The following is a 24,149-nucleotide window of genomic DNA, read 5'->3' on the forward strand; positions in this document are numbered from 1 at the left end:
GCCCATGAAGTTTTCTCAATTTTCCTATAAACACTAGTTTTGTCGAACAACTCAAAATACTACTTAAGCACTATGAAATCAGTTATAATGAAAGCGAGGTGGATAATAATGACAAATGCTGTCGCGAAAAAACCAAGATTACTGCTTTATGTAGTTTTAGCCTCTCTGATTCTAGCAACCAATTTCATTCTTTACCGTACACCGGTGTTCGGGCCGGTACCAGAGGGGGCTGTCATCGGTTCACTGCTGGACATGTTGATCATATTGCCTCTCCTGACATACTTCATGATCATCCGCAAAAGGTATTCACTCAAATATATGGGAGTTGTCATTTTTGCCGGTTTTGCTGCTTCCTACTTCATCGTCCCTCAGCAGCATCTAGCAGATTACCCTTTCCTTCCCTATCTTTTAATCGTATCGGAAGGCGCATTCCTGTTGTTTGAACTTTATATAGCCTACACCGTCATCACAAGGCTTCCAAGATTGCTTAAAGAGTACAGAAATCTGGCCAGCCGAAATTCGTTCTTCCTTTTCAACATTCGAAAAGCTGTTGAAACAAGCTTACCGGACAGCACTGCCGCCAAAGTACTTGTCACTGAATTTTCCATGTTCCATTACTCTCTCTTCTCCTGGAAAAAGAAAGTGAAGATTGATCACGGCAAGGTTTTTACCTATCATAAAAAAACAAGCGTGAATGCTGTCTACATCATGATCATCCATGCCATTGCGATTGAATCGATTGGTCTGCACTACTTCCTGCACAGCTGGAATGCGGTTGTTTCCTATATCCTTCTGTTTTTGAACATATATGGCATCCTGTTCATGCTGGCAGAGCTTCAAGCGACACGCCTGACCCCATTTCTGCTGACAGAGGATCATCTGTTATTGCAGACAGGGTTTTCAAGCTCGATGCACCTGCCTTTAAGCAATATCAAGGAAATCAACCATTACGAAGGGCCTGAAAAATTCAGCAGAAACGAGCAAAAAGGGCTTCTTGATGCCCGGGTGCCTGATTTGATCCAGGAAAAGCCGATGTTTGAAATCCTGCTTCATGAGCCCCAGGATGTTCATTTAATCTACGGCATGAAGCGAAAAGTAAATCGGATTGTCCTGAACGTCGACGAACCAGATGTTTTTTACCATGAATTGCAGCGGTCACTCCATGAGTGATCGCTTTTTTATTGCTGCATTTCCCAAGCAATACTACTAATCTGCAGATGAAGGCGAAATTCTCTCAAAAAAGAGCAATAATCTCTCAGTTAAAATCAATATTCTCTCAGTGAAACATATTATTCTCTCACTGTAATCTCTCACTCAGGGAATAGATTCTCTCATTTATCCAAAAAAAGTAAAAACCCAGCCACCAAAGCGACTGGGTCCCATATTTCTTAGCCATTATACACTTCTAAAATCTTATCAAACGAAAGCTCAGCAGTGCTAGCATAGACGAGATCAGCATTCTCGAAGCTTTCCTTTGGGCCAACAGCAACAGCGAACATTCCCGCTGATTTGATCGCCTGGACGCCTGCAGCTGCATCCTCGACACCAATGCATGCTTCTGGCTCAACACCAAGCATTTCTGCTGCGCGCAGGAATACTTCCGGATGCGGCTTGCCGTTCACGACGGTTTTTGCATCAACGATGATATCAAACTCGGACTTCATTCCTAGCGAGTCCATTACGGTAAACGCGTTTTTGCTAGCTGACGCAAGGCCCAGCTTAAGACCTTTTGCCTTAATATCTGCAATCAATTCCTTGATAGCCGGAAGCAAGTCAGCAGGCGTGATATCTTGGATCAATGTCAGGTAGTGCTCATTCTTCTTCTCAGCCAATGCTTCTTTTTCTACAGCTGAAAAATCCCCGGTACGGCCGCCAAGCTCAAGGATTTTCTCGAGAGAATCCATCCGGGACACACCTTTCAGCTCCTCGTTATCTTCGCGGGTAAAAGTAATGCCCAAATCCTCTGCCAGGGCTTTCCACGCCAAAAAGTGGTATTCCGCTGTATCTGTAATGACCCCATCAAGGTCGAAAATGAATGCTTTTAGTGGTCTAGTCATAATTAAACTCCTTTCCTGAATCTATCATGCAGCCTCAGAAGCAGATTCTGAGTATTATTGGACATTTCATTGCCATTCACACACGCAAATGTCTATTAAAGAACGTTTCTTAGACATTTCAACACCTTCCACCCTCTAAAATGTCCATTAAACCACTTTTCTTAGACATTTCAACGCCTTCCACTCTTCAAAATGTCTATTAAAGAACTTTTCTTAGACACTTCAACACCTTCCACTCTCTAAAATGTCCATTAAACCACTTTTCTTGGACATTTCAACGCCTTCCCTCGGCAAAATGTCCATTAAATAGCTTTATTGGACATTTACGTAATTCATACACCAAGATGTCTACCCTAATGAGAGAGACCTTCAGGCTTCCCCAAAGATCTCCTTCATGAATTATTTCAATTTTACAGAAAGCTCGCCTTCAGCAGGGATTGTTACGTCTTCACCATAAAGCTTCATCGCAAGTTCCGGTCCTTGCTGCGTGAGGATGACGTTTTCCTGATTCACTTCTACCTTGATATAGTGGTCACGGTAGATGATGTTGAAGCTGTACTGGTTCCATGCTTTCGGGATGAATGGCGCGAATGACAGTGTTCCTTCCGCTGTGCGCATGCCTGCGAAGCCCTGGACGATTGCCAGCCATGCACCTGTCATGCTTGTGATGTGCAGGCCATCTTCTGTATCGTTATTGTAGTTATCAAGGTCAAGGCGCGCCGTGCGGTTGTACATTTCGTACGCCTTCTCTTCCATGCCAAGCTCTGCCGCAAGAACTGCGTGGATACTTGGAGACAATGATGACTCATGAACAGTCATTGGCTCATAGAATTCGAAGTTGCGGCGCTTCTCTTCTTCTGTGAATTCATGGTTGAAGAAGTATAGACCCTGCAGGACGTCAGCCTGCTTGATGAAGCAGCTGCGCAGGATTTTATCCCATGACCAGTTCTGGTTGATCGGGCGGTCTTCAGCTGAAAGCTCATTCACTGTCATCAGGTCTTTATCAAGGAATGTATCATGCTGGACGAAAACACCTTTTTCTTCATCGTAAGGGAAGTACATTTTCTCGATGATATCCTGCCATTTCGCAAGCTCGTCGTCAGAGAACTCAAGGCCTGCGAGGCGGTTCTCATGGCCATTCTGCTTAAGGAACTCGATGACTTCAAGCGTGTATCGCAATGTCCAGACAGCGATACGATTTGTGTACCAATTGTTGTTGACATTGTTTTCATATTCATTCGGTCCTGTTACGCCATGCATCATGTAAACGTTCTTGGACTTGCTGTAGTGGACGCGGTCTGCCCAGAAACGGGAGATGCCGGCAAGCACATCGATTCCATATTCATGGAGGTAATCTTTATCTCCAGTGTAGTTCACATAGTTATAGATCGCGTAGGCAATCGCACCATTTCGGTGGATTTCCTCAAACGTGATTTCCCACTCATTGTGACACTCGACGCCTGTAAAAGTAACCATTGGGTAAAGCGCACCCTTCAGTCCCTGCTGCTTTGCGTTATGGTAGGCGCCATCCAGCTGGTTGTGGCGGTAGATCAGCAGGTTGCGGGCAACCTCTGATTCTGCAGTAGAAAGGTATAGCGGGATTGCATAAGCTTCTGTATCCCAGTATGTCGCACCGCCGTACTTTTCACCTGTAAAACCTTTAGGTCCGATGTTCAAGCGTGAGTCTTCACCATAATAGGTCGAGAATAGCTGGAACAAGTTAAAACGGATGCCCTGCTGTGCTTCATCATCGCCTGCAATCTCAACATCAGCGATATCCCAGCGGCTCAGCCAGCCGTTTCTGTGTTCTTCCAATAGCTCATCAAAGCCTTTTACAATCGAACGCGCAAGCACTTCGCGACCTTTGGAAACAAGCTCGCCAGCTTCATAGTCACGGTCTGTTGTCACAGCAACATACTTGTAAAGAGTGACAGATTGTCCCTGCTCAGCCTTCACTTCAATGACATTTTCTACATATTCTTCTTTTTCATTGACTTCAACTTTAGCCACACTGCCTTCGACAACCGTTTGCATAGTTGTCGCCACCTGGAAAGTCGGAGTCCCAAATGGATTATCCTTCGTCTTCATGACAAGACTGCCATTGTATTCAGAGGCTTCCCTGCTCACTTCATACCAGAAGTCCTCATCATAGTTAGAGTCTTCGTTACGAACATCTCCATCAAGATAAGGAACAAAGGTAACGTTTCCATTATAGTTCTTGGCAGTCACTGAATATTTGATCGCAGCCAGTTCCTTGTCAGCAACAGACAGGAATCTTACAGCTTCCACTTCTGTTTCCTTGCCGTCCTGGCTGACTGTAAAACGGCGTGTCAAGACACCATGCTGCATATCAAGCTCACGGTAGTAATCGCTTACTTCTGCGTTGTGAAGATCCAGTTCCTCTCCATCCACAAATACTTTAATGCCAATAAAATTCGTCGAGTTAATGACCTTGCCAAAATAGTGTGGATAGCCATTCTTCCACCAGCCTACACGTGTTTTGTCCGGAAACCAGACTCCTGCAATATATGAACCGCGATGAAAGTCTCCAGTATATGTTTCTTCAAAGTTTCCGCGCATGCCCATATGGCCATTTCCCAGGCTCATGATGCTTTCGGCAAGCCGGAAATCTTCTTTATGCAAGTCCGTTTCAACGATCTTCCAGCTATCAATTCCAAATAATCTTTTCATAGCTTTTAGCTCCTTTTAGAGGTTGTACAAACGTTTGCACTATTATATCATGAATTTCCGCAAAAATGACAAAAGCAATGGTGATAATTTTGTGTCATGCTGAACTAATTATTATTTTACTATCATTTTTCACTGAAAAATTTTTTTCACCTATTTAGTTAGTACATATGTTATAAATTTTCAGAAAACTAATATAATCTAAAAGGACTATTAAGAAAGGAGGGGATAGATTTGAGCATACGTTTTTTCAGAATCGCTGCGGTCTATTTTGTCATTGCCATTATTTTAGGAATCATTATGGGAATCGCTCATGATTTCACACTGACTTCGGTACATGCCCACTTAAACCTGCTTGGATGGGTATCCATGGCTCTTTTCGGAATGATTTATCATTTTTATCCTGAAGCCGGGAACAGCAAGCTTGCCAGCACCCATTTCTGGCTGCATAACATCGGGGTTCCGGTCATGCAGGGCGGCATAGCATTATCCATTTTGATAGGAGGTGTCATATTTACCGTCTTTGCCATCATTGCCTCACTGCTTGTTGTCCTGGGAGGAATTCTCTTTATGGTAAATGTGTTTAAGCATGTTAAGGCATAACTTCTGCAAAAAGACAAAAAGCTGCGGCCATCATTTTGGCCGCAGCTTTTTAGCTTATTTCTTCCCTTTTTTCTCACTTAATTGAACTTCATAGCTGAAGTCTACTGGATTCTTATCATCTGCAGGTGCCGCATAGCTTGTGATCATGTAATTCTTGCCGTCCTTGAACAGCTGTCTTAGCTGAAGGGCATCCTCATCGGTTACATTGAACGGATCAACCGTCACAACCTTGTAAACAGGCTTTTTGCCAGCAGCTTGCTTTTCATTGATGAAGGTCACAGTATACTCTACGTATTTGCCCAGAATCTCGTTCATTGAAGTGAAGGCCTCAGTAGATGAACCGTCCTGGCTAAAGCCGATTTCGGGGATGGAAACATTGTCAATGAACCAGCCAGTGTCATTATGGCCCCAGTCAGTCAGATAACGGAAAGATACAAGTACCTTTTGTCCTGCATATTCGCTTAAATCGAAACTTTCATTCGACCATTCTTTTACATTACCAGTAAACCCTGGTACGTTTTCCTTGATCTTAGGGTAGCCCTCTTCGACTACATCCGATGTAGTATTTTCATTCTCAAGGCTTGCCCATGTCTGTCCTCCATCTGTTGACACCTGGACAACACCAAAATCCCAATGCTCTTCGATATCAAGGTAATGATCAAAGTTCAATGTAGCGTCAGCGACATTGGATAGATCTGCTTCGAAGATCAATGTATTGTCCGCCTCATCACCTTGGTTGCCCCAAAGCACCTTATTCGTATCATCTGTCGGATCGGCTACTGATTTCCAAAATGTTGGCAGGAAGTCGATGCCATCGAAAGAAATGCCATCAATTTTATCCTGGAATTCGAGTTCTTTGAAATCACCGCCCCAAGCTGGAACGCCGTCTTTTTCAAATTGAAGGGCACCTTCATAATCAACTGTATAGCCACGCTTCGTGCCTTCGTTGTCTACAGCAAGGTCACGTAGATCGATGCTGTCAAAGTTATAGACACCTTCGCCAGGCTGGTTGCTGTCTAGTGCGAGTGCTGTAATGAAATTCTGGTATACCTGTGTGAAGTCTTCTGTATAACCATGCTTCGCAAGCGTCTTGTTCACGCCGTCAATGCCGATAACATCACTCGTAGCAAGGTCACGGATGAACTCTTTGCCATATTTGTCATTCATATAAAGTGTGAATAGATAAACTTGCCCGTAATCCGCAATCGTTTCTGGCCCAGTTGCTGCTGAACGGTGGTCATCCCAGTTCACAAGGGAATTCTCCGGGTGGTCAAGATAGAAGTTGATGGAACGGTCATCATGTCCGTATCCGCCAAGATATTCAGAGAAAGTGGACATTCCTTCATTGATCCATGTTTCTTCAGCCGAGTCATTATCCGCATGGATCAAGTGCTGCAGTTCATGGATTGTTGTACCAAAGAACGTGCTTTCCAGGCGGGTTTCCCAGCTGTTTGTATCAATTGTAATGATATTGCGGTCCATGTAATTTTCTAGCGTCTGCCAGTAGAAGCCTGCAACAAAGAATGGATAGTTTGGATCATTATAGTTATCATCCTGGATGTTGTCTACCAGCATGATGATTTTATCACTGCCTTCATAGTAGCCATCAGGCAGGCCTACCATGCCTGGAAGAGGAGAATTTGATCCATCGTGAACGTCAGGTGTACCAAAGAACTCAGTAGCCTTTGGATATATATTGCTGTCAAACTCAGCGCGAAGCTTGTCCACTTGCTCTTGTGTAACGACGTGTGCCGGTCTTGGATCACCTGCTTTGAAGCCTAAATCATTAGCAACCCAGATTTCTACGTTTTCACCGACACTGCGAAGCGTGAAATCTTTGAACTTCAAGTTCCTGTTCAAAAATTTCTTCGTTCCCCCATCGTAACTAAAAGTACTATTTGCTGAGCCGCTTTCACTCCCTGCATTTTCATCGAACTGGATGCCCTTCGCCTGTTCCTTAATGGATTGCTCCGCCTTCTTTAGGAAGTCTTCATCCTTGGAAAGCTGGTCAAGACGGCTGTCAATGTCCACCCTGTCCCCATATCTTTCAATATCCCATTTTGCTGTTGTCGCAGCATCTGCTTCTGGTACAGCCACTGCGGGTGCAACCAGAGAAAGGGCCAAAGCTCCTGTTGTTAAGATTGATAGTATTTTCGATTTCATTCTCTTTCTCCTTTCGTCCTACGAAATAACTATAAAAATCTTAACATGCTAAATTTTCAGAAATAAGAGAATATACTACTATATTTTGAAATACTTTTCCTCGTTAAACGGCGAAAAGGGACTTAGTTACCAGGTAATATGGCATGTATTGGTAATAAAAAAATCGTCCACCAAAAACTCTGGCGGACGATTTTCCTTTTTTATTAGACAAGCTCCTTCTGTTTCGTTTCCGTTCCCCAGAAGAAGACAGCAGCTGCACCGATCAAAATGGCGATACAGAAAATCGTGAATATGGCAGTGATGGATAGATTCTGTGCTGATAAATACGGAACCATCAGTGGTCCGATAATCCCGCCTATGCGGCCAAAGGATGCGGCCATCCCTGCTCCTGAGCCGCGGATCGTCGTTGGGTATTGTTCTGGCGTATAAGCGTATAGTGCGCCCCACGCACCCAGGTTGAAGAATGACAGCAATATTCCTGCCGTAATCAGCAGTGCAAGCGTGTCTGCCGTGCCAAAGAAATAGGCACTGAGTGCTGTTCCGATCAAATAGACAACCAGCACGAATTTCCTGCCGGCTCTTTCAATAAGCCACGCGGCGGTAAAATACCCCGGAAGCTGGGCGAGTGTCATGATCAATACGTACTGGAAGCTCTTGATCAATGTGAATCCCTTCATGACCATCACACTCGGCAGCCAGAGGAACATTCCATAATAGGAGAAGACCACACTGAACCATAGGATCCAGAGCATCGCCGTTCTCTTGAAGTGTTCTCTTGACCATACCTCCGCGATGCTCTCTTTCATTGTCAGCCTATCCTTTTTGGCGACTGCCAGATACCTTGGTGAGTCAGGAAGATTCACACGAAGGTACAGGGCATATAGTGCTGGAAGGGCACTTAGGATCAGGGCCATTTGCCAGCCGAATTTCGGGATGACGAAATAGGAGATCAATGCAGCGATAAGCCAGCCTGCAGCCCAGAAGCTTTCGAGCAGGACAACGACACGCCCCCGTTTTTCAGCAGGCACACTCTCTGATACAAGTGTAGATGCGACAGGCAGCTCACCGCCGAGACCCATTCCAATGAAAAATCTAAGCAATAAAAAGAAGGACAAAGTGGTTGCCATTGCGGAAATCCCGCTTCCGACAGAGAAAAGCAATAATGTAATAATAAAGACATTTTTCCGGCCAATCCGATCAGCCAGCAAACCAAAAACAAAGGCACCGACAGCCATTCCGATTGAATTCACGCTGCCGATCCAGCCCATTTCCTTGCCCGTCAAATTCCAGTCGACCTGCAATGCGGCGATGATAAAGGACAATATCCCCACGTCCATCGCATCGAACATCCAGCCCAGACCTGCAATCCCAAGCAGCTTCTTTTCTGAAATTTCCTCCATTTTTTTCATAAAACCCTCCTACACCATTGCAACGATACAAGTAGTTTCCCTAAAATTGTTAGTTTTAACATGATGATTGTGTGCTTTTCTATATTACCACGTGTCTTTACACTAGTCATAATAAAAGTTTACAGGATGCTCCACTATAAATAATTTCAAGGAATAAGTGAACATTATAACTACAACCTTGAAAGGTGGGGTGTGCCATGAGAAAAAACAAGCTCGCTAAAAAGAACTCCATTCCCTTTCTGCTGCTGGCAGTCGTTCATGTATCGCTTTTTGTTATTTTCTCCAAGCGAAGCCGTCAGAAAAATATCTGGATTCTCTTGCTCTCTAATATTGGTATGGCTTATTTATTCGAGTATCCAGTCCTTAACCTGTTCAAAGGGTATTCGTATAAACCATATATCCTTAAGAAAAGAGCCCATGACCAAATCCTTGGAGCAATTTTTTCCCAGGCATTATATGTTCCCATTACCGCAACCCTCCTGACACTGTACCAAAAGAATCGGAATTGGAAACTCGGCAGCACGCTAATTTATTATGGTATTGAACGATATTTCCTGCGTTTGAAAATCTATAAAGCGTATTGGTGGAAGCCTTACTACACGGTCTTTTTCATGAATATCTATTTTTATATCAGCGATTGGTTTTACAAAGAGCTGAACGCAAAAAAAGAGTGGGCCCTGGTAATCGCACAATACCTGTCAACAGAAGTGATCGGGGTTACCTTGCTGTATATATCTGCCGTCGGAAGAAAAGTACGATTTGGAAGAGGGGCCTACCACTCTTGGCGCGAGCATTTTATCATCGCTCCGCTCTATAGTTTGCTTCGCTCTCTTTTCCTTGTAAAAAGTTCTTCACAACCTGGACTGCTGCCAAGACTCACCATGTTCGCAGGCTCCTTAGTAGCGGATATCTTGCTTGAACGGACCGGCCTGTTGAAACTGCGATTGGGCAAGCACTGGAATATCATTTTTCATACAGTCATGATTTTTATTTCAAGGTCTTTATATATAAAAATACGCCAACAAAAGTAGAATCCCCCTCTGCAAAGCAAAGGGGGAAATACTAATTTAATTTAACTTTTCGAGGATGACTGTCACCTTGAACAGGTCTCCGTCGACTTCAATATCAAGCGATCCTTCATGCAGGTCGACAATCGATTTGGCGATCGCGAGGCCAAGTCCTGATCCTTCTGTATGCCGTGACTGGTCGCCGCGTTTGAAGCGCTCGAACAGCTCGTTCAGGTCTTCACCCAGTTCGTATTTCGTGATGTTTTTGAAAGTAAGCACAACTCTCTCCTGCTCTTCTTTTACCGAAACATATACTCTTGTATTCTCCAAAGCATACTTCAGGATATTGCCGATCAAATTATCGAACACCCTCCAGAGCTTTTGTCCGTCTACAAAGGCATAAACAGGATGCTCGGGCTGCGAGATCCGCAACTGAAGCGTCGATTGGCTCAGCGCATCATTATACTCTGCCAATGCCTGTTGCAGCAGCTGGTTGAGATCGACCTTTTCCTTGTGCAGTTCTATATTGCCGCTCGCCATTTTCGTCGCCTCGAACAGGTCATCGATCAACACCTTCAGACGCTTGGATTTTCGGTCAAGGATTTCAAGATACGAGTCACGGTCCTCGGGGGCCAAATCTGGTGTTTTCAGGAGCTCAGTATACGTAATGATTGATGTCAGCGGTGTCCTGAGGTCATGGCTTACATTCGTGATCAATTCCGTTTTAAGACGCTCACTTTTTGCCTGTTCCTTATGGGAGACCTTCACCGTATTCCTCAGGTCATTTATATTAGCCGCATGTTTTGCGATCGCAGATTTTCCTTTTACCGGTATGTCGGCACCTAAATTGCCTGCAGCAAGTTCTTCTGTATGCTTCAATACTTTATTCAAGTAGCCTGCCTTCCTCATGATGATGAGGAAAATCGGGAGACTGATTACCCCAATTGCGAAGGCAATAACGATAATATCTCCTCCACCCGCTGCAAGGACGCCAACAAACAACATGCCCATTGCAAATGCAATACCGAGGATGACAAGCAGCTGGAACCCAATGCTCTTGACGATAAATGCATCGAGTACTGCGTAATAACTTTTTATCAACAGGCTATTCCTGGCATCATCCTTCAGCTGCTGCCAGTCATTCCGATATTCCAAAAGGAATTTCAGCTGGATCCAGCCAAATGCAAGCAGGGAAGCAGCAGCTATTAAACTGATGATCAGTTCGATAAGTGACGAGAAGAAATTAGAATGATAATAAACAAACTGTTCACTAATCAGTGTCATGGAAAGTAGTAAGAAGACTCCGGTCAATAATAGCAGCACCGCTCTTACATCCAGCGGAATTCTGCCATAGAGAGGCTTCATGTGTTCAAACGAGCCGAACACTGTTGCCGGTTTTCGTTTTGCCAGGAAGTAGCTCGCGATTAATGCAGCAAAGCTTGTCAAAAGATAAACGAAAAAGAGCTTTTTCCCTGTCTGATAGTCGTTATAATTCATGATTGCAATATGTTTTCCTGAAGCACTTTTGGATAAGCCTATTTGACCGGACAAATCTCGGTCTTTCTGATTTTCCAGGATTGATTCAGCGACCTCGTTAAAAGGAAGGAATTTCTCACTATAACCAGTGAACAAATAATTTCTTTGCAAAACGGCGTAATCCTGGACGTAAAACATATCTTTTTTATTCATATAATCAGTGGCTGATTCAGTTTTTGATAGACTAAGGTTCGTATAGACTTTCCCTGTTGAGTTGTCCTTCAGGTAATATTTGTACGCTTGCCCAAGATGATTGAATTCACTGCGATATTCTTGGAGAGTTCGATAGAATTCATCAATCTTCTTCTCTTTTTCTTTCACAATTTTTCCGCGTACATATTCATCACTATTGAAGTTCTCAGTGATATCCGCAATCTTTTCGTCCCTTTCCTTCGTCAGAACGTCTTCAGCGGCCTTGTTCCCTGAATCGATTGCCGCCTTTATTTGATCATTATATTGCATGCCAATATTGGATATCTGATCACCAAGACTGCCGTATCGTGTACGGTGTTCTTCAATTTCTTCATCTGTAACGGTGATCTGCTTTTTCATTTCTTCTTTGGGCATGCCATACAGTTCATACACATTCAGCATGGCAACAAACTGATCCATTTGCGAGTTATATTCCTCTGATTCAAAATAGTCACCATGCATATAGCGGCTGCCATTAGTCAGTACCGAAAACAGCCCGCTAAGCCCGTATGCGATGAGAATCACCCATATGACAAACAGATACTTACTTTTCGATTTTATATCCAATCCCCCACACCACCTTCAAATATCTTGGATTCTTCGGATCAATCTCTATCTTCTCGCGGATTTTACGGATATGGACCGCCACCGTGTTTTCGGCATTGTAGCTTGGTTCTTTCCAAACCCGCTCATAGATGTCATTAATGGAAAACACCCTGCCGGCGTTCGTCATCAGCAGCTCGAGGATTTTGTATTCGATTGGCGTCAGTTTTACCGGTTCGCCATGTGCTGTGACTTTCTTCGAGGATTGGTCGAGTGTCAGTCCGTTCAGGTCGATCACTTTCGCTTTCCCCTCATATGTTCCGAGCGTGACATATCGTCTCAGCTGGGATTTTACCCGTGCAATCAGTTCGAGCGGATTGAACGGCTTCGTCACATAGTCATCCGCACCGACCTGAAGACCAAGGATTTTATCCGTATCCTCCGCTTTAGCGCTCAAAATGATAATTGGGATATTCTTGTCTTCACGAATCCGGAAGGTCGTCGTAATTCCGTCCTGGCGGGGCATCATCACATCGAGCAGGATCAAATGAACAGGCTGCTCATTCAGTTTCTCGATTGCCTCGATTCCATCCGCCGCCTTGATGACCTTGATCCCTTCGTTCTTCAAATAAATCTCTATCGCATCACGTATCTCTTTCTCGTCATCAACGACTAGCACATTGTATTGTTCCACGCTTGAAAACCCCCTTCCCATACAGGCAAGCTTTGATAATGATTATTTTAGACAGTGAACCTTAATATTCACTGAGCATAAATCTTAAGATTTTCTTAATATTGGTAAAAGTGGTGTGTGAATCTATTATATATTTTTATGAAGGGTGAGAGGAAAGGTAATTTTGGAGTGGATTTTTTAAAAAATTGGAGATTCGCTGCAGTAAAACATGCTCAATCTCCTGAAAGATTGAGCTGGTTAGAGGAGAGAAACCCATTTTCATACCGAAGACAATACTTTTCAAGCCCTTTTCATTTAGTGAAAAGTTTTTTCTGGCGACTTTCACAACTTTATTGGCGATTTTCTTATTTTATTGGCGAAAAAAATTTTTTATTGGCGATTTCACCTTACTTATTGGCGAAAATTAGATTTTATTGGCGAACTGGAAATTCCGGGCGTTTTTTTCCAGTTCAGGTGTCCCGGCTACTTCCGCAGTGTTGCGATCAATCGATTAGGATTCAGCAGCAGATCCAGGGCATCGTTGATATCATCGATTATCAGATCACTTTTTAAAAGTGTTGATGTGGCGCAGCCTTCTCTTCCGGTTATAGCAATCGCAATGTCTGCAGCTTCAAACATAGCTTCATCATTGGCCCCATTACCCATACAGATCACCCCATCAAGGTTACTAACAAACTCCCCTTTTTCAGCAGTGTGGTCATCGGATTGCAGTACGTGCACGTTAGCCGGCAGCCCGCTGCATTCACCGACGACGCTTCCGTTTGTATCTGCGGTGATGACATGAACCCCCATTTTCTTGCTTAACAGCGTGATTCTTTCAGCAACATCTGGAATCAATTCACCGTTAAAAGCGATCGTGCCGTTAAAATCCAGAACAAGGTGGTGAATAGTAAATGGACCTCTTCCTGGGATGTTTAAAGATAACATGAATACGCCCCCATATATTTGATAGAATAACGTTATTATACACCTGCTTGGAGGATGTAAAATGAAAAAGAGCAATGTCATACTTTATATCGCAATGAGTCTCGACGGCTATATTGCGAGGCAGGATGGCGCCGTAGATTGGCTGGATGATGTGGAAGGCGATGGAGATAATGGGTACAGCGAATTCTACAGCCAGGTAGGATCCGTCATTATGGGCCGGAAAACATATGAAGAGGTTTTAAAACTGACGGATGAATTCCCTTATGCTGGAAAAACCTGTTATGTTATATCTCGCCAGACTACGAAAAACAGTCCTTATGTCACGTTTACAGACGAGGAGCTGGAATCCCTTGTTTCGCGTCTGAAGGAACACTCCGATGGTTATGTGTGGCTTGTTGGCGGCGGTCAGCTTGTGAAGCAATTTCTTGAAAAAAGGCTAATCGACGAACTCGAGCTGTATATTATACCTAAATTGATTGGCGAAGGAATCCCGCTGTTCCCGGATGGTACACCGCCTGCAGATTTCGAATTGACGAGTACCGGACGCCATGGGCAGATTGCCTCCCTGACATACAGATCAAAAAGAAATGGCGCTGGATGATTTCCAGCGCCACTATTTATAGGTCGATTTTAACAGCCTTCCATTCATCTCCTGAATCCAATTCTGGACGTACTTCTATAAATTCAGAACTCGGCATAAACGGAATGGTGATCCGCCTTTTCTCCGTCACTGTCCCATTTTCGATTTTCTTTTCCAGCTTTGCATCCGAGGTACCGCCAATGAGTTGTTCCCCATTGCCATCAGAAAGATCAAACCTTACTCTCTGACTGCCTTCCGGGTAGCTCAGTGTATACTCGATTGCCGTCGATGATGTACCTTTAATTAGCTTTTCGAATGCGATTTTATGCTGACCAAGTTCAGTTGCCTGGTCAAGCGAAATTGTTTCAAACGGCAGCTGGCTGATCGGGACGTCAAAGTTCCATTTACCCTGTTCATCCTTCCAGCTGTCACTGATTTCCCCGATACCAATGATGTTGAATGGCAAAGCGGTTTCCGCTGGCAATTCCGCTCTCGGATAGCTTAACTGGACATGCCCTTTGTAACCATCTTCATCCGGCACCAATTTCACCAATTCCATCGTTTCTTCGATGTTTGAATCACGGTCGAAGATTTCATAGAAGGCGTAAATTTCGTCCTCGTCACCTTTTATCTCACCCTTTATGTCAAAAGTAACGCCAATCATTGCTCCATCATAATAAGCATCCGTAACTGTCACATCAATTCCGCCAAAAGTGGCCTTTTCGTTCAGTTCAGTGATGAGCTCTTGCGAGGACAGATTACCCGCAACCTTGTCATGTTCATAAAGCTTTGCCAGGAAAGGAATCTCAGCCATGACGCCCGCCATTGAAGGGAACAAAAATCCTGATGTTATTAAAAGAATTGCTGCAGCTGCTGAAACTGCCGCAGTTTTAAAAAGCGGTCTTCGTTTGGGCTTCATCCTGCTTCCCTTCCTTACACCAGCCTTTATCGCATTAACTACATCTTCTCTTGGAACTTCAATCTGGTCGACCGATTCAAGAAATATTTTCTTTTCCATAACTCTCGCCTCCCAATCTAGCTTTCAATTCCTTCCGCCCTCGCTGCAGATAGGTTTTTATCGTATTTTCCGGTTTGTCCATCATTCTGGCAATCTCACCTATTGCCAGGTCTTGATAATAAAACAGGATAATTGCCGTCCGGTGCTGATCTTTTAATTGAGTGACCGCCTCCATTAAATCAAGGTTCTCTGCGACCTTCTGTTCACTGCTTGAGGACAGGTCGAGAAGTTTCTCAACAGGTGTTTCCTTTTTCCTTTTTTTCAAGACATCGTACGCACAATGGATCAGGATCCTTGTCAGCCAGGTTAAAAAGTATGGTTCATTCTTCAGCTGCCCAATCGCCAGGAATGCTTTGCAAGAGGTTTCCTGGACAATATCAAGCGCGTCCTCCCTGTTTCCGGCATATAAAAATGCGGTCCGATATAATCGTTCACTATGTATGATCAGCAGCTCTTCGAATGCTCTTGCATTCCCCTTCACTGCCTTTTTCACAAGCTTTGCTTCTTTCATTCCCTGACCTCCTCTCACTCTTTAGAGCACATGCAGGCAAAAAAAGTTTCAGCGTTTTCGAGATATTTTTCTAGGACTAAAGTAATATAGTAATAAATGGAATTTATATATGTATAAACACAGTATATCGAACGAGGTGATGTAATGGGCTTTTTCTCTCGTAAGCCTGATTTCCAAATTCCCGCAGACGGAATTGATAGAGTTGTAACAATCACAATCGGCGGAATCCAACAGACCATTCTCATCCAGACCTACTCTCCAAGGAACCCGGTGCTGCTGTTTTTGCACGGCGGTCCATCCATGCCCCTGCCTGGTGTCTCTTCCAGAGGAAAAAACTATACTGTCGCCACCAACACAAAAGAGCTGGTCAAGCACTTTACCGTTGTATTTTGGGACCAGCGCGGCACAGGCAAGTCCTATCACAAAGATATTCCACCCACAACCATGACCTTTGAACAGCTTGTATCCGATGCAGCTGAGCTGACGGACTTTTTAAGAGAAACGTTCAATCAGGAAAAGATCTTTCTGGCCGCTCACTCATTCGGTACCTTGATCGGCATGTACCTGCTGAAAAAGCACTCTGAAAAATTCCATTCCTATGTCGGCCTATCTCAGATCATCAGCTGGACGGAAAATGACCGTGCAGCCCTCACCTGGGTTAAAGAGGAAGCGAAGAGGCGAGGAGATTATAAAGCATTGAATGAACTGGAGGCAGTTGGTGAACCGCCGTTTGTCGAAGGTTATAAACAATGGGGGATTTTAAGAAAATGGCAGATGAAATACAGCACGATGGTGTATAACGACCACCAGGTCAAGCATCCCGGCCTAATGAAGGTGTCCTTGGGAATGTTCAACTCAAGTACATATGGAGTAGCAGATGTTTTCCACTCCTTTTACAGCGGGTTCAAGCTTATCTATTCTGACGAATTCATCCGAAATATACCAAACATCAATGTTCAAAGAGATGTTCCATCAGTTGATGTCCCTGTCACCTTCATTCATGGCAGTAAGGATGTCCATGTCCATTCCTATTTTGCAGAGGATTATCTCAACACATTGAAAACGCCTCATGAGAAAAAATTCATTTGGATGGAGAAATCTGCACATCTTTTTCATCCGGATGATACAGTCTTGATCGAACAGCATCTGATTAATGAATTAAGTCATATTAAAGATGAGGTTATCAATCTATGAAAACCATTTATAAAAGTCTGGATGGAAAAGAGCAAATTCTTAATCAGTATGAAGAGTATCTCACTCAGTTTGATTCCCTGATCTCGAGGGATTATGTCCAAACAAGATTCGGCCGCACACACGTCCTGGTAATGGGGAAGGAAGACAGGAAGCCCCTGTTTATTTTCCAGGGTGGCAATTGCATCAATCCTGTCACCCTTTCCTGGTTCAAAGGCTTGCTGGAGGAGTATACGGTCTATGCACCTGATACGATTGGACATCCTGGGTACAGTGACGAGACGCGAATTTCCGCTTCTGACAAAAGCTTTGCACAATGGACAGCCGACTTGATGGACCATTACAAAATTGAAAAATGCGCCTTCATCGGCCCTTCGTATGGTGGAGGCATCATCCTTAGGATTGCTGCATTTATGCCAGAAAGGATACAGTGCGCTATCCTTGTCAATCCTGCTGGTATCAGCCTAGGCTCAAAGATGAAAATGATCAAGGAAATCCTTGTTCCGATGATTTCTTATAAAATAAACGGATCTTCCAGAAGCCTGCGGAAAATCACTGATGTGATGTCCTCCAAAAGCATGAAGCAGCTGGATGAAAGTATCATTGGCAATATATTTAAACACACAACCCTGGAACAAGACATGCCCAAGCTGACGACTGTCGAAGAATTAAGAGGCTATAGTGCACCTACTCTTGCCATAACGGGAACAGAGGACGTATTTTTCCCAGGAAACAAAATTTCCCAAAAAGCAGAAGGAATTTTAGGTGACCGGCTGGAATTGATAAAGTACCAGATGGGACATTTTCCATCTGTTGCCCATCTTGAAAAAATCGAACACGATATCAAGATTTTTTTGAAAAAACATTACTAGGAGGCAATTCATGCACTCAAATCCAATCCAAAAAGTTGGCCAAATAGGAATACCCGTCAAAAACATTGAAAGGGCGACTGCCTTTTATCAGGAAAAATTAGGACTGCCGTTATTATTCAATACAGATACAATGGCTTTTTTCGACTGTGAAGGTGTCCGTCTCATGTTAACCCTTCCGGAAAACGAGCAATTTGCCCATCCTAGTTCAGTCATCTATTTGCAGGTAGCAGATATCAAGGCGAAATATGAAGACCTGATTTCAAGCGGGGTTAAGTTCATCGGGGAGCCTCATGTTGTCGCCAAAATCGGCGATACAGAAACATGGATGGTGTTCTTCAAGGATACAGAGGAAAACACTCATGCATTTATGAGCGAGGTTTCTGCTTAAAAAGTAAAAAGGATACTGCTGTCGATGCAGTATCCTTTTTATTGGATTGCCTTCAATTCATTCTTTTTCAGGAATAATTCGATTTGATGTGCCGCCATCATCCCCGCCGTACTGTTCAAATGTACCCCGTCCGTCAGCAGCAAATATCCATTCCTGGCAGAAATCCTGTCAAGGCTGTAGCCGTATACGAAATGCTCGATGATCGCTTTTTCATAAAGCTTTGTCCCGTTCTTCAGCGACCGCCCTCTCGTATGCCCTTTTCCCTTTAGATAAGCCTTCAGTTTTTCGTTAAATGGAAGGTAAGAAACATTGGTCATCTCTGCTGTCTTTTTGATGACCTCATTGTACTGGTCAATTTCCTTATTCGCTTTTGAAAAGAGGTTCTCGCCGACAACCGGGAGCGATAACAGGCCGATTTTTGCGGAGGTTTCTGCCTTCAGCCTTGAGACAATCATTGCTAAGTTCTTTTCATATACCAACAATGACGGTTTTTCCATTTGCACAGCCAGCTTCACGTTCCTCTTTGCAAGATCGGGGGCTATTTTGGCTGCAGCATCATTCAATCCGACTAGAATGACGATGAATTCTGGCTGGCAGGCGATCACATCGTCCAAACGCTGCAGAACATCATAAGCTGTACTTCCGTTGACTCCCGCATTGATGAACTGATAATCCTTGCAGCTGCGCCTCCTGGCTGCGTCATCGACAAAATTATAGCTGATGTTGCCATGCACCGCGTCACCGCCAATGACAGCGACAAGCTTTTTTCCTTCCTGGCGAAGCCCTTTTTCCAGAAAAGCGCCCGGATTGTTGGGAGGCAGCTGGTTAATCCGGCCTTTCCGCTGAAAATAGAGTGCCGTTGTTGCAGCAGCTATCAATAAAAGGACGAAAAACGCGCCATAGATCAGTTCCATATATAACCCCTCTCTTATATAGAATATTAATTAAAAATTCTGAATTTATATAGTAAGATTATTCGACAAACCTTGTGAAAATCCCTGTATCAGGAATATTTCGATGTACAAAAATCTTTTTTTGCCGATAATTCCATTATAGCCTTTTATGTTATGCAGCAGACAAATTAAATGGTACAAAAATTTACACAAATCAAAAAATTACTTTGCAACTAGATTTATATTTAGGATAAAATTAATGGTAGAGTTTGGGAAAGGGGAATTTTTGCCTATGCTAAAAGCTAGGTTATATGATTTTACATTATTCTTCACTGCTGTTGCCGTGGCTTTTGGACTAGGTGCGTTCACTATAGACAAGAATACTTTTTTGATTGCGTTAATGATTTACTGGTTATTTTCAACCCTTTATAACCATTTAAGGATTCGTGCGCAAAGCGGAGCGATGAAATTCGACTACGGAATCAGCTACAGTCTGTCTTTCGGGGTTTTTGCGGGTCCGCTCGGTCTTTTCATTTTTGAAGCAATCTATCGTTTCACAGTCTATTTTTCAAGAATAAGTTCGAAAACTGCCGATGAAAGTGAGCTTTCCGATACATTCTACAATATAGGCGCCCATGTGTTAATTTACTCGATTGGCTATTACCTGTTTCATTTGGCATACCCGTTATTTGAGGGGATTCCTTTTGGATTCTGGATATTGATGTGCATCCTTGCTTTGATGACGACATTGATTTCCTATACTTTTTTATCAACGGCCTTTTATATTTTGGGAGAAATCAAAAGCTTACAGCAGGCAATCAAATTTTACAAAGACAGCAATAACTGGCTGGACCTTGGGAAAACAGCGTTCACGAATGGCTTGCTTCTGCTATTGCTTGAGGAGCAGCGCTGGGAAATGGTCGTTGGATTATTCATCCTGAACTATCTCGTCAGCCGTTCCTTCCAGTCAAAATCACAAAGCATCAAGAATAAAATCGAGCGTGACAAGTTCGAGCAAATGGCTTATACAGACTTTCTCACAGGTATTCCAAACCGTGCTTTTATGGATAAAAAAATGTCCGAGTTAAACCAGACAGGTGAAAAAGTAGGGATTGTTGTCGCAGACATTGATAAATTCAAGCTGATCAATGACTCCTATAACCATGCGGTTGGTGACCGGGTCATCCAGCATTTTGCCAGCACACTTAAAAACTATTTATCCGAGAACGATTACGTCTTTCGCAGCGGCGGGGAAGAATTTACCTTGATTCTAAGGAACAGAACCCATAGCCAAACAATCGAACTCGTGGAAAGAATCCGTCATGGAGTCGAATCAAGCTCAGTTGAGGTCGAATATCAATCAAGCAGACATGATGTCAGCATTACCTCTTCCTTTGGGCTCTATTACTTCAAAGTGAACCAATATACATCCATGGAGAAAGGCTATATATACGCCGACCAGCTACTGCTCCAATCAAAGGAGCTCGGCAAAAACAAAGTCACCTTCAAGGATGAACTAACCCAGCAAACACCGGTAAATGCCATGTAAAAAGACAGAGAACTGGATCTCTGTCTTTTTTTCTGTTTGAATCAATGCTATTTTGACAGCTTTTCTGGTTTGCGCTCCAAACCTGTCAGAAGTTAGTTCATCTTTTGACAGCTTTTCGTCTTTTGACACCAAACCTATCTTAAGTTTCCTCTTCTTGTGACAGCTTTTCGTCTTTTGACATCGAACCTGTCTTAAGTTTCCTCTTCTTGTGACAGCTTTTCACCTTTTGGCACCAAACCTGTCTTAAGTTCCATCATTTTTTGACAGCTTTTCGTCTTTTGGCATTGAACCTGTCTTAAGTTCCCTTATCTTGTGACAGCTTTTCGCCTTTTGGCATCGAACCTGTCTTAAGTTTCCTCTTCTTGTGACAGCTTTTCACCTTTTGGCACCAAACCTGTCTTAAGTTCCCTCATCTTTTGACAGCTTTTCGTCTTTGGGCATTGAACCTGTCTTAAGTTTCCTCTTCTTGTGACAGCTTTTCGTCTTTTGACACCAAACCTGTCTTAAGTTCCCTCATCTTTTGACAGCTTTTCGTCTTTTGGCATTGAACCTGTCTTAAGTTCCCTTATCTTGTGACAGCTTTTCACCTTTTGACACCAAACCTGTCTTAAGTTCCCTTATCTTGTGACAGCTTTTCACCTTTTGGCACCGAACCTGTCTTAAGTTCCCTCAACTTGTGACAACTTTTCTGCTTTGAACCTCAAACCTGTCACAATAACTGGGTTTCTTAATCACAACTTTTCTTGTTTCCGTCCAGATCCTGTCTGAACCTATTTCAAGCTTAAAAATGCATAAATAAGTCGGCAGATGCTGCTTCGTTCAGCAGCCATTTGATTGGTACTTGTTCTGCGGGATGGATAAATTCAAAGTGATTGTTCACATCCATATCGACCACATATAATTGGGCTCCCATTTCGACGGCGATTCCCAGCAAGTCATGAACAGAAGCTACTCCGAAGTCATTCAACGCATTTGATAAGTATTCAAGGTCCTCGGACGGAACGGATACATAGCGTTTATCAAGAATGTTGACTCCTCTGCGGGAAAATGCCAGGATGACATCTGCACCAGATGACGCGGCACCTACGGCCACATTTAATGGTGGGTACGCAGACTCCAATTCATCATGCAAAGCCATCACCACTACTTTTTTCTTTTCCATCAGCTCTTCCCCTCCATTAGTAACTTAGCACTGCATCTGCCTGGTAGGCTGTTTCCAGAAAAGTTGCGACCCCTGATAGTTGCGCACCGTCAACCAGCTCAAGTCCATCAGCGATCAGCACATTCATCTGGCAGCCGAAAAATTTAATCCCCTTATCCAATGCCTGCTGCATTAGTTGTTGCAAATCCATATTGTGTGTTCTCTCCATGATTTTCATATATCGTTTATCCAGGACACGGGCTCCATCTAAATCAAAGAAAATCGATACTTCGTCCTCTTCCTCAGCGTTTCTGAGCGCTTTTTTCAGAACATAGGGGACATTGGAACTCAATGAAACGAAGTAAACAAATTTCTTATTTGCCATTTGGCTTCCCTTCCTTCAAATCGTTTATTTCTACAATTAATTATGTTGTCCAAATGATTGATAAACCTTACCACTATTATATACCCTGTTACGTATTTCACAAAACAAAAAAACAGGCAGCATCCTGGCTCTTAAACCAAACTGCTGCCCGTCTCTTTATCAATTATTTCACCCATTTATGAAGCAGGGGCCCCGTTTCACCATATACCGGGTCTGTCTCTGGTACTGGCACGTTCTTGATCTGGGATAGTGCCTGTGCCCTTGTGCCTGGGTCTTTTTTTTTCAAATCAGGAGTCCGTCCGTTTGGATAGGCGCCTACGACAGTAAAGTCCTGGCTGCTGTCGACTTTCTTGTGCCCGGTACCTGCCGGCAGCACGATGACATCACCCGCTTTAAGCTCGAGACGTTCTCCGCTGTCACCGCCGATTTGCACGGTAGCGCTGCCTGATTTTACGCCAAGCACTTCATGGGTATTGGTATGATAGTGATGATAATCGTAGATGTCACCCGTCCAGGTGCCTGTCCAATTATGCTGCTCGAATTGTTCCTCCATGCTCAAGTTATCATCAAAAACACCCTGATAGACGATGACCGGCAATGTCGGATTGTTCGGGATATCACCTGTGCCCTGTGCAAAAATGACTGTACTTGTGTTCCCATTGTGGAACCTGCTCCTTTCTTTTATAGTATTTGGACGATACTTTTAAAAGTGAAGTGCCCACCACAATTGTTCCTATGATGGCATGAGCCAAAATGGCCTATGCTAATCTGTACCTAAAATTCTCTTGTGTTAAACGTATCGCCTTCTTTAAGGTTGCCAGCTTTATAGCCTTTATAGAACCAGCTTTTCCTTTGCTCCGATGTACCGTGCGTGAAGCTTTCCGGAACGACATAGCCCTGGGATCGCTTCTGGATCGTATCGTCTCCAACCGCACTTGCTGCATTTAACGCTTCCTCCAGGTCTCCTTCTTCGACTACTCCCATTCCCTGTGCATGGTGAGCCCATACGCCTGCTAAATAATCAGCCTGAAGTTCAAAACGGACTTGATATTTATTGAATTCTGTCTGGTCCAAACGGCCGCGGAGCGAATTCAGTTTATCAGTAGTTCCCAATAATGTCTGCACATGGTGTCCTACTTCATGCGCGACAACATAAGCCATCGCAAAGTCACCAGGCGCCTTGAATTTTGTTTGAAGTTCATTATAAAAACTAAGGTCAATATAGAGCTTTTGATCACCCGGACAATAAAACGGTCCTACCTGCGATCCAGCCATCCCACAGGCAGACTGGACACTTCCTGAGTATAAAACAAGTGTAGGCTCTCGATATTCCATCCCTTCTTCGGCAAATACCTCGGACCATACTTCCTCTGTATCTGCAAGGACGACTGAAACGAATTGGGCAAGCTCCTCTTCCTCGGCTGATTGCTCATAAGGTGCAGGAGACTGGTTTCCACCGCTTGTCATATTATCGACGACATCCCCCATATCGCCTCCGCCAAGGAATGTCATGATTACTAACAGGATAATTCCGCCAAGGCCTCCGCCCATGAGCATGCCTCCGCCGCCCATTCCTCTCCTATCCTCCACATTGCTGCTCGCTCTTCTGCCTTTCCATTGCATGATGTTGGCTCCTTCCTGCTATATAATAAACACTGATTAACAATTTTTTATGATGGATGTCCTTAGTGTTATACCCGCTATGAAGCGATTTATTTGCTTTCTATGAATATTTTTTTGGCAACTCATTATGAACCCTTACCAATCTCATGTCCACCAATGCACAAAAAGCAAGCAGGGCA

The 24,149-nt window shown here is 43.7% G+C and carries 22 protein-coding genes; 8 read left to right on the top strand and 14 right to left on the bottom strand.

The features are described 5' to 3' along the window. Nucleotides 1-108: 108 nt before the first annotated feature. The gene (locus tag RH061_RS22650) at nt 109-1,170 is read left to right on the top strand and encodes a hypothetical protein (RefSeq protein WP_311073021.1); all 1,062 of its coding nucleotides are present in this window, start codon (nt 109-111) and stop codon (nt 1,168-1,170) included. A gap of 218 nt (nt 1,171-1,388) precedes the next feature. Here the strand turns inward: RH061_RS22650 and pgmB are convergent, their stop codons facing one another. Then, nucleotides 1,389-2,057, bottom strand: a complete 669-nt coding sequence (gene pgmB / locus RH061_RS22655; RefSeq protein ID WP_311073022.1) for a beta-phosphoglucomutase — start codon at nt 2,055-2,057, stop codon at nt 1,389-1,391. Between the two features lie 399 nt (nt 2,058-2,456). Next, nucleotides 2,457-4,748: a glycoside hydrolase family 65 protein gene (locus tag RH061_RS22660; protein ID WP_311073023.1), complete on the bottom strand. Its 2,292-nt coding sequence runs from the start codon at nt 4,746-4,748 to the stop codon at nt 2,457-2,459. Between the two features lie 231 nt (nt 4,749-4,979). Between RH061_RS22660 and RH061_RS22665 the strand changes: the two genes are divergently transcribed. After that, nucleotides 4,980-5,348, top strand: a complete 369-nt coding sequence (locus RH061_RS22665; RefSeq protein ID WP_311073024.1) for a cytochrome-c oxidase — start codon at nt 4,980-4,982, stop codon at nt 5,346-5,348. 54 nt (nt 5,349-5,402) lie between these two features. On the opposite strand, the gene RH061_RS22670 is transcribed toward RH061_RS22665, so the two are convergent. Both RH061_RS22670 and RH061_RS22675 read right to left on the bottom strand, forming a co-directional pair. Then, on the bottom strand, nt 5,403-7,511 hold the full coding sequence (locus RH061_RS22670; RefSeq protein WP_311073025.1) for a choice-of-anchor J domain-containing protein: 2,109 nt from the start codon (nt 7,509-7,511) through the stop codon (nt 5,403-5,405). 203 nt (nt 7,512-7,714) lie between these two features. Beyond that, nucleotides 7,715-8,920, bottom strand: coding sequence for an MFS transporter (locus tag RH061_RS22675; protein WP_311073026.1), 1,206 nt, complete (start codon nt 8,918-8,920; stop codon nt 7,715-7,717). Between the two features lie 197 nt (nt 8,921-9,117). Here RH061_RS22675 and RH061_RS22680 point away from each other — a divergent pair, with 197 nt between their 5' ends. Continuing rightward, complete coding sequence (locus RH061_RS22680) at nt 9,118-9,951, top strand: hypothetical protein (RefSeq protein ID WP_311073027.1); 834 nt, start codon at nt 9,118-9,120, stop codon at nt 9,949-9,951. A 36-nt stretch (nt 9,952-9,987) separates the two neighbouring features. Here the strand turns inward: RH061_RS22680 and RH061_RS22685 are convergent, their stop codons facing one another. The 3 genes from RH061_RS22685 to RH061_RS22695 all read right to left on the bottom strand — a co-directional run bounded on the left by RH061_RS22685 (nt 9,988) and on the right by RH061_RS22695 (nt 13,819). After that, entirely contained in the window at nt 9,988-12,222 is a 2,235-nt protein-coding gene (locus tag RH061_RS22685) for a sensor histidine kinase (RefSeq protein WP_311073028.1), read from the bottom strand. Beyond that, complete coding sequence (locus RH061_RS22690; protein ID WP_311073029.1) at nt 12,200-12,892, bottom strand: response regulator transcription factor; 693 nt, start codon at nt 12,890-12,892, stop codon at nt 12,200-12,202. Before RH061_RS22690 ends, RH061_RS22685 begins: the two co-directional genes overlap by 23 nt. A gap of 462 nt (nt 12,893-13,354) precedes the next feature. Further along, on the bottom strand, nt 13,355-13,819 hold the full coding sequence (locus RH061_RS22695) for an HAD family hydrolase (RefSeq protein ID WP_311073030.1): 465 nt from the start codon (nt 13,817-13,819) through the stop codon (nt 13,355-13,357). 61 nt (nt 13,820-13,880) lie between these two features. On the opposite strand from RH061_RS22695, the gene RH061_RS22700 reads away from it, so the two are divergent. Next, the gene (locus RH061_RS22700; RefSeq protein WP_311073031.1) at nt 13,881-14,420 is read left to right on the top strand and encodes a dihydrofolate reductase family protein; all 540 of its coding nucleotides are present in this window, start codon (nt 13,881-13,883) and stop codon (nt 14,418-14,420) included. Between the two features lie 16 nt (nt 14,421-14,436). Here the strand turns inward: RH061_RS22700 and RH061_RS22705 are convergent, their stop codons facing one another. Further along, nucleotides 14,437-15,417 carry a DUF4179 domain-containing protein gene (locus RH061_RS22705; protein ID WP_311073032.1) on the bottom strand — a complete coding sequence of 327 codons (981 nt, stop codon included), beginning with the start codon at nt 15,415-15,417 and terminating at the stop codon, nt 14,437-14,439. Next, nucleotides 15,395-15,928: a sigma-70 family RNA polymerase sigma factor gene (locus tag RH061_RS22710; RefSeq protein WP_311073034.1), complete on the bottom strand. Its 534-nt coding sequence runs from the start codon at nt 15,926-15,928 to the stop codon at nt 15,395-15,397. The genes RH061_RS22705 and RH061_RS22710 overlap by 23 nt, the downstream gene beginning before the upstream one ends. A 144-nt stretch (nt 15,929-16,072) precedes the next feature. On the opposite strand from RH061_RS22710, the gene RH061_RS22715 reads away from it, so the two are divergent. From RH061_RS22715 to RH061_RS22725, 3 genes are read left to right on the top strand one after another with little or no spacing between them, the layout of a single operon-like run. Further along, the gene (locus tag RH061_RS22715) at nt 16,073-17,122 is read left to right on the top strand and encodes an alpha/beta hydrolase (protein ID WP_311073035.1); all 1,050 of its coding nucleotides are present in this window, start codon (nt 16,073-16,075) and stop codon (nt 17,120-17,122) included. Continuing rightward, a complete protein-coding gene (locus RH061_RS22720; protein ID WP_311073037.1) occupies nt 17,119-17,991 on the top strand; it encodes an alpha/beta fold hydrolase in 873 nt (290 codons plus the stop codon). The genes RH061_RS22715 and RH061_RS22720 overlap by 4 nt, the downstream gene beginning before the upstream one ends. 10 nt (nt 17,992-18,001) lie before the next feature. After that, nucleotides 18,002-18,379 carry a VOC family protein gene (locus RH061_RS22725; RefSeq protein WP_311073040.1) on the top strand — a complete coding sequence of 126 codons (378 nt, stop codon included), beginning with the start codon at nt 18,002-18,004 and terminating at the stop codon, nt 18,377-18,379. A 38-nt stretch (nt 18,380-18,417) separates the two neighbouring features. Here the strand turns inward: RH061_RS22725 and RH061_RS22730 are convergent, their stop codons facing one another. After that, a complete protein-coding gene (locus tag RH061_RS22730; RefSeq protein WP_311073042.1) occupies nt 18,418-19,293 on the bottom strand; it encodes an SGNH/GDSL hydrolase family protein in 876 nt (291 codons plus the stop codon). Nucleotides 19,294-19,564: 271 nt separating this feature from the next. On the opposite strand from RH061_RS22730, the gene RH061_RS22735 reads away from it, so the two are divergent. Next, nucleotides 19,565-20,821, top strand: coding sequence for a GGDEF domain-containing protein (locus RH061_RS22735; RefSeq protein ID WP_311073043.1), 1,257 nt, complete (start codon nt 19,565-19,567; stop codon nt 20,819-20,821). 781 nt (nt 20,822-21,602) lie between these two features. Here the strand turns inward: RH061_RS22735 and RH061_RS22740 are convergent. The 4 genes from RH061_RS22740 to ypfJ form a co-directional block, all read right to left on the bottom strand. Continuing rightward, complete coding sequence (locus RH061_RS22740; RefSeq protein WP_311073044.1) at nt 21,603-21,983, bottom strand: peroxiredoxin family protein; 381 nt, start codon at nt 21,981-21,983, stop codon at nt 21,603-21,605. A gap of 16 nt (nt 21,984-21,999) precedes the next feature. Further along, entirely contained in the window at nt 22,000-22,347 is a 348-nt protein-coding gene (locus RH061_RS22745; protein WP_311073046.1) for a DsrE/DsrF/DrsH-like family protein, read from the bottom strand. Nucleotides 22,348-22,510: 163 nt separating this feature from the next. Then, complete coding sequence (locus RH061_RS22750) at nt 22,511-22,987, bottom strand: cupin domain-containing protein (RefSeq protein WP_311076515.1); 477 nt, start codon at nt 22,985-22,987, stop codon at nt 22,511-22,513. Between the two features lie 134 nt (nt 22,988-23,121). Next, the gene (gene ypfJ / locus RH061_RS22755; RefSeq protein ID WP_311073048.1) at nt 23,122-23,970 is read right to left on the bottom strand and encodes a KPN_02809 family neutral zinc metallopeptidase; all 849 of its coding nucleotides are present in this window, start codon (nt 23,968-23,970) and stop codon (nt 23,122-23,124) included. Nucleotides 23,971-24,149 lie beyond the last annotated feature (179 nt).

This window comes from Mesobacillus jeotgali (genome assembly GCF_031759225.1).
In the GTDB taxonomy this organism is placed as follows: Bacteria; Bacillota; Bacilli; order Bacillales; family Cytobacillaceae; genus Mesobacillus; species Mesobacillus jeotgali_B.

What these genes read in the sequence shown, in the direction of transcription:
- RH061_RS22670 (WP_311073025.1), bottom strand. Translation starts at nt 7,511, where the DNA reads ATGAAATCGAAAATACTATCAATCTTAACAACAGGAGCTTTGGCCCTT.
- RH061_RS22730 (WP_311073042.1), bottom strand. Translation starts at nt 19,293, where the DNA reads ATGGAACTGATCTATGGCGCGTTTTTCGTCCTTTTATTGATAGCTGCT.
- RH061_RS22680 (WP_311073027.1), top strand. Translation starts at nt 9,118, where the DNA reads ATGAGAAAAAACAAGCTCGCTAAAAAGAACTCCATTCCCTTTCTGCTG.
- RH061_RS22675 (WP_311073026.1), bottom strand. Translation starts at nt 8,920, where the DNA reads ATGAAAAAAATGGAGGAAATTTCAGAAAAGAAGCTGCTTGGGATTGCA.
- RH061_RS22650 (WP_311073021.1), top strand. Translation starts at nt 109, where the DNA reads ATGACAAATGCTGTCGCGAAAAAACCAAGATTACTGCTTTATGTAGTT.
- RH061_RS22705 (WP_311073032.1), bottom strand. Translation starts at nt 15,417, where the DNA reads ATGGAAAAGAAAATATTTCTTGAATCGGTCGACCAGATTGAAGTTCCA.
- RH061_RS22700 (WP_311073031.1), top strand. Translation starts at nt 13,881, where the DNA reads ATGAAAAAGAGCAATGTCATACTTTATATCGCAATGAGTCTCGACGGC.
- RH061_RS22710 (WP_311073034.1), bottom strand. Translation starts at nt 15,928, where the DNA reads ATGAAAGAAGCAAAGCTTGTGAAAAAGGCAGTGAAGGGGAATGCAAGA.
- RH061_RS22725 (WP_311073040.1), top strand. Translation starts at nt 18,002, where the DNA reads ATGCACTCAAATCCAATCCAAAAAGTTGGCCAAATAGGAATACCCGTC.
- ypfJ (WP_311073048.1), bottom strand. Translation starts at nt 23,970, where the DNA reads ATGCAATGGAAAGGCAGAAGAGCGAGCAGCAATGTGGAGGATAGGAGA.
- RH061_RS22720 (WP_311073037.1), top strand. Translation starts at nt 17,119, where the DNA reads ATGAAAACCATTTATAAAAGTCTGGATGGAAAAGAGCAAATTCTTAAT.
- RH061_RS22695 (WP_311073030.1), bottom strand. Translation starts at nt 13,819, where the DNA reads ATGTTATCTTTAAACATCCCAGGAAGAGGTCCATTTACTATTCACCAC.
- RH061_RS22740 (WP_311073044.1), bottom strand. Translation starts at nt 21,983, where the DNA reads ATGGAAAAGAAAAAAGTAGTGGTGATGGCTTTGCATGATGAATTGGAG.
- RH061_RS22660 (WP_311073023.1), bottom strand. Translation starts at nt 4,748, where the DNA reads ATGAAAAGATTATTTGGAATTGATAGCTGGAAGATCGTTGAAACGGAC.
- RH061_RS22715 (WP_311073035.1), top strand. Translation starts at nt 16,073, where the DNA reads ATGGGCTTTTTCTCTCGTAAGCCTGATTTCCAAATTCCCGCAGACGGA.
- pgmB (WP_311073022.1), bottom strand. Translation starts at nt 2,057, where the DNA reads ATGACTAGACCACTAAAAGCATTCATTTTCGACCTTGATGGGGTCATT.
- RH061_RS22735 (WP_311073043.1), top strand. Translation starts at nt 19,565, where the DNA reads ATGCTAAAAGCTAGGTTATATGATTTTACATTATTCTTCACTGCTGTT.
- RH061_RS22745 (WP_311073046.1), bottom strand. Translation starts at nt 22,347, where the DNA reads ATGGCAAATAAGAAATTTGTTTACTTCGTTTCATTGAGTTCCAATGTC.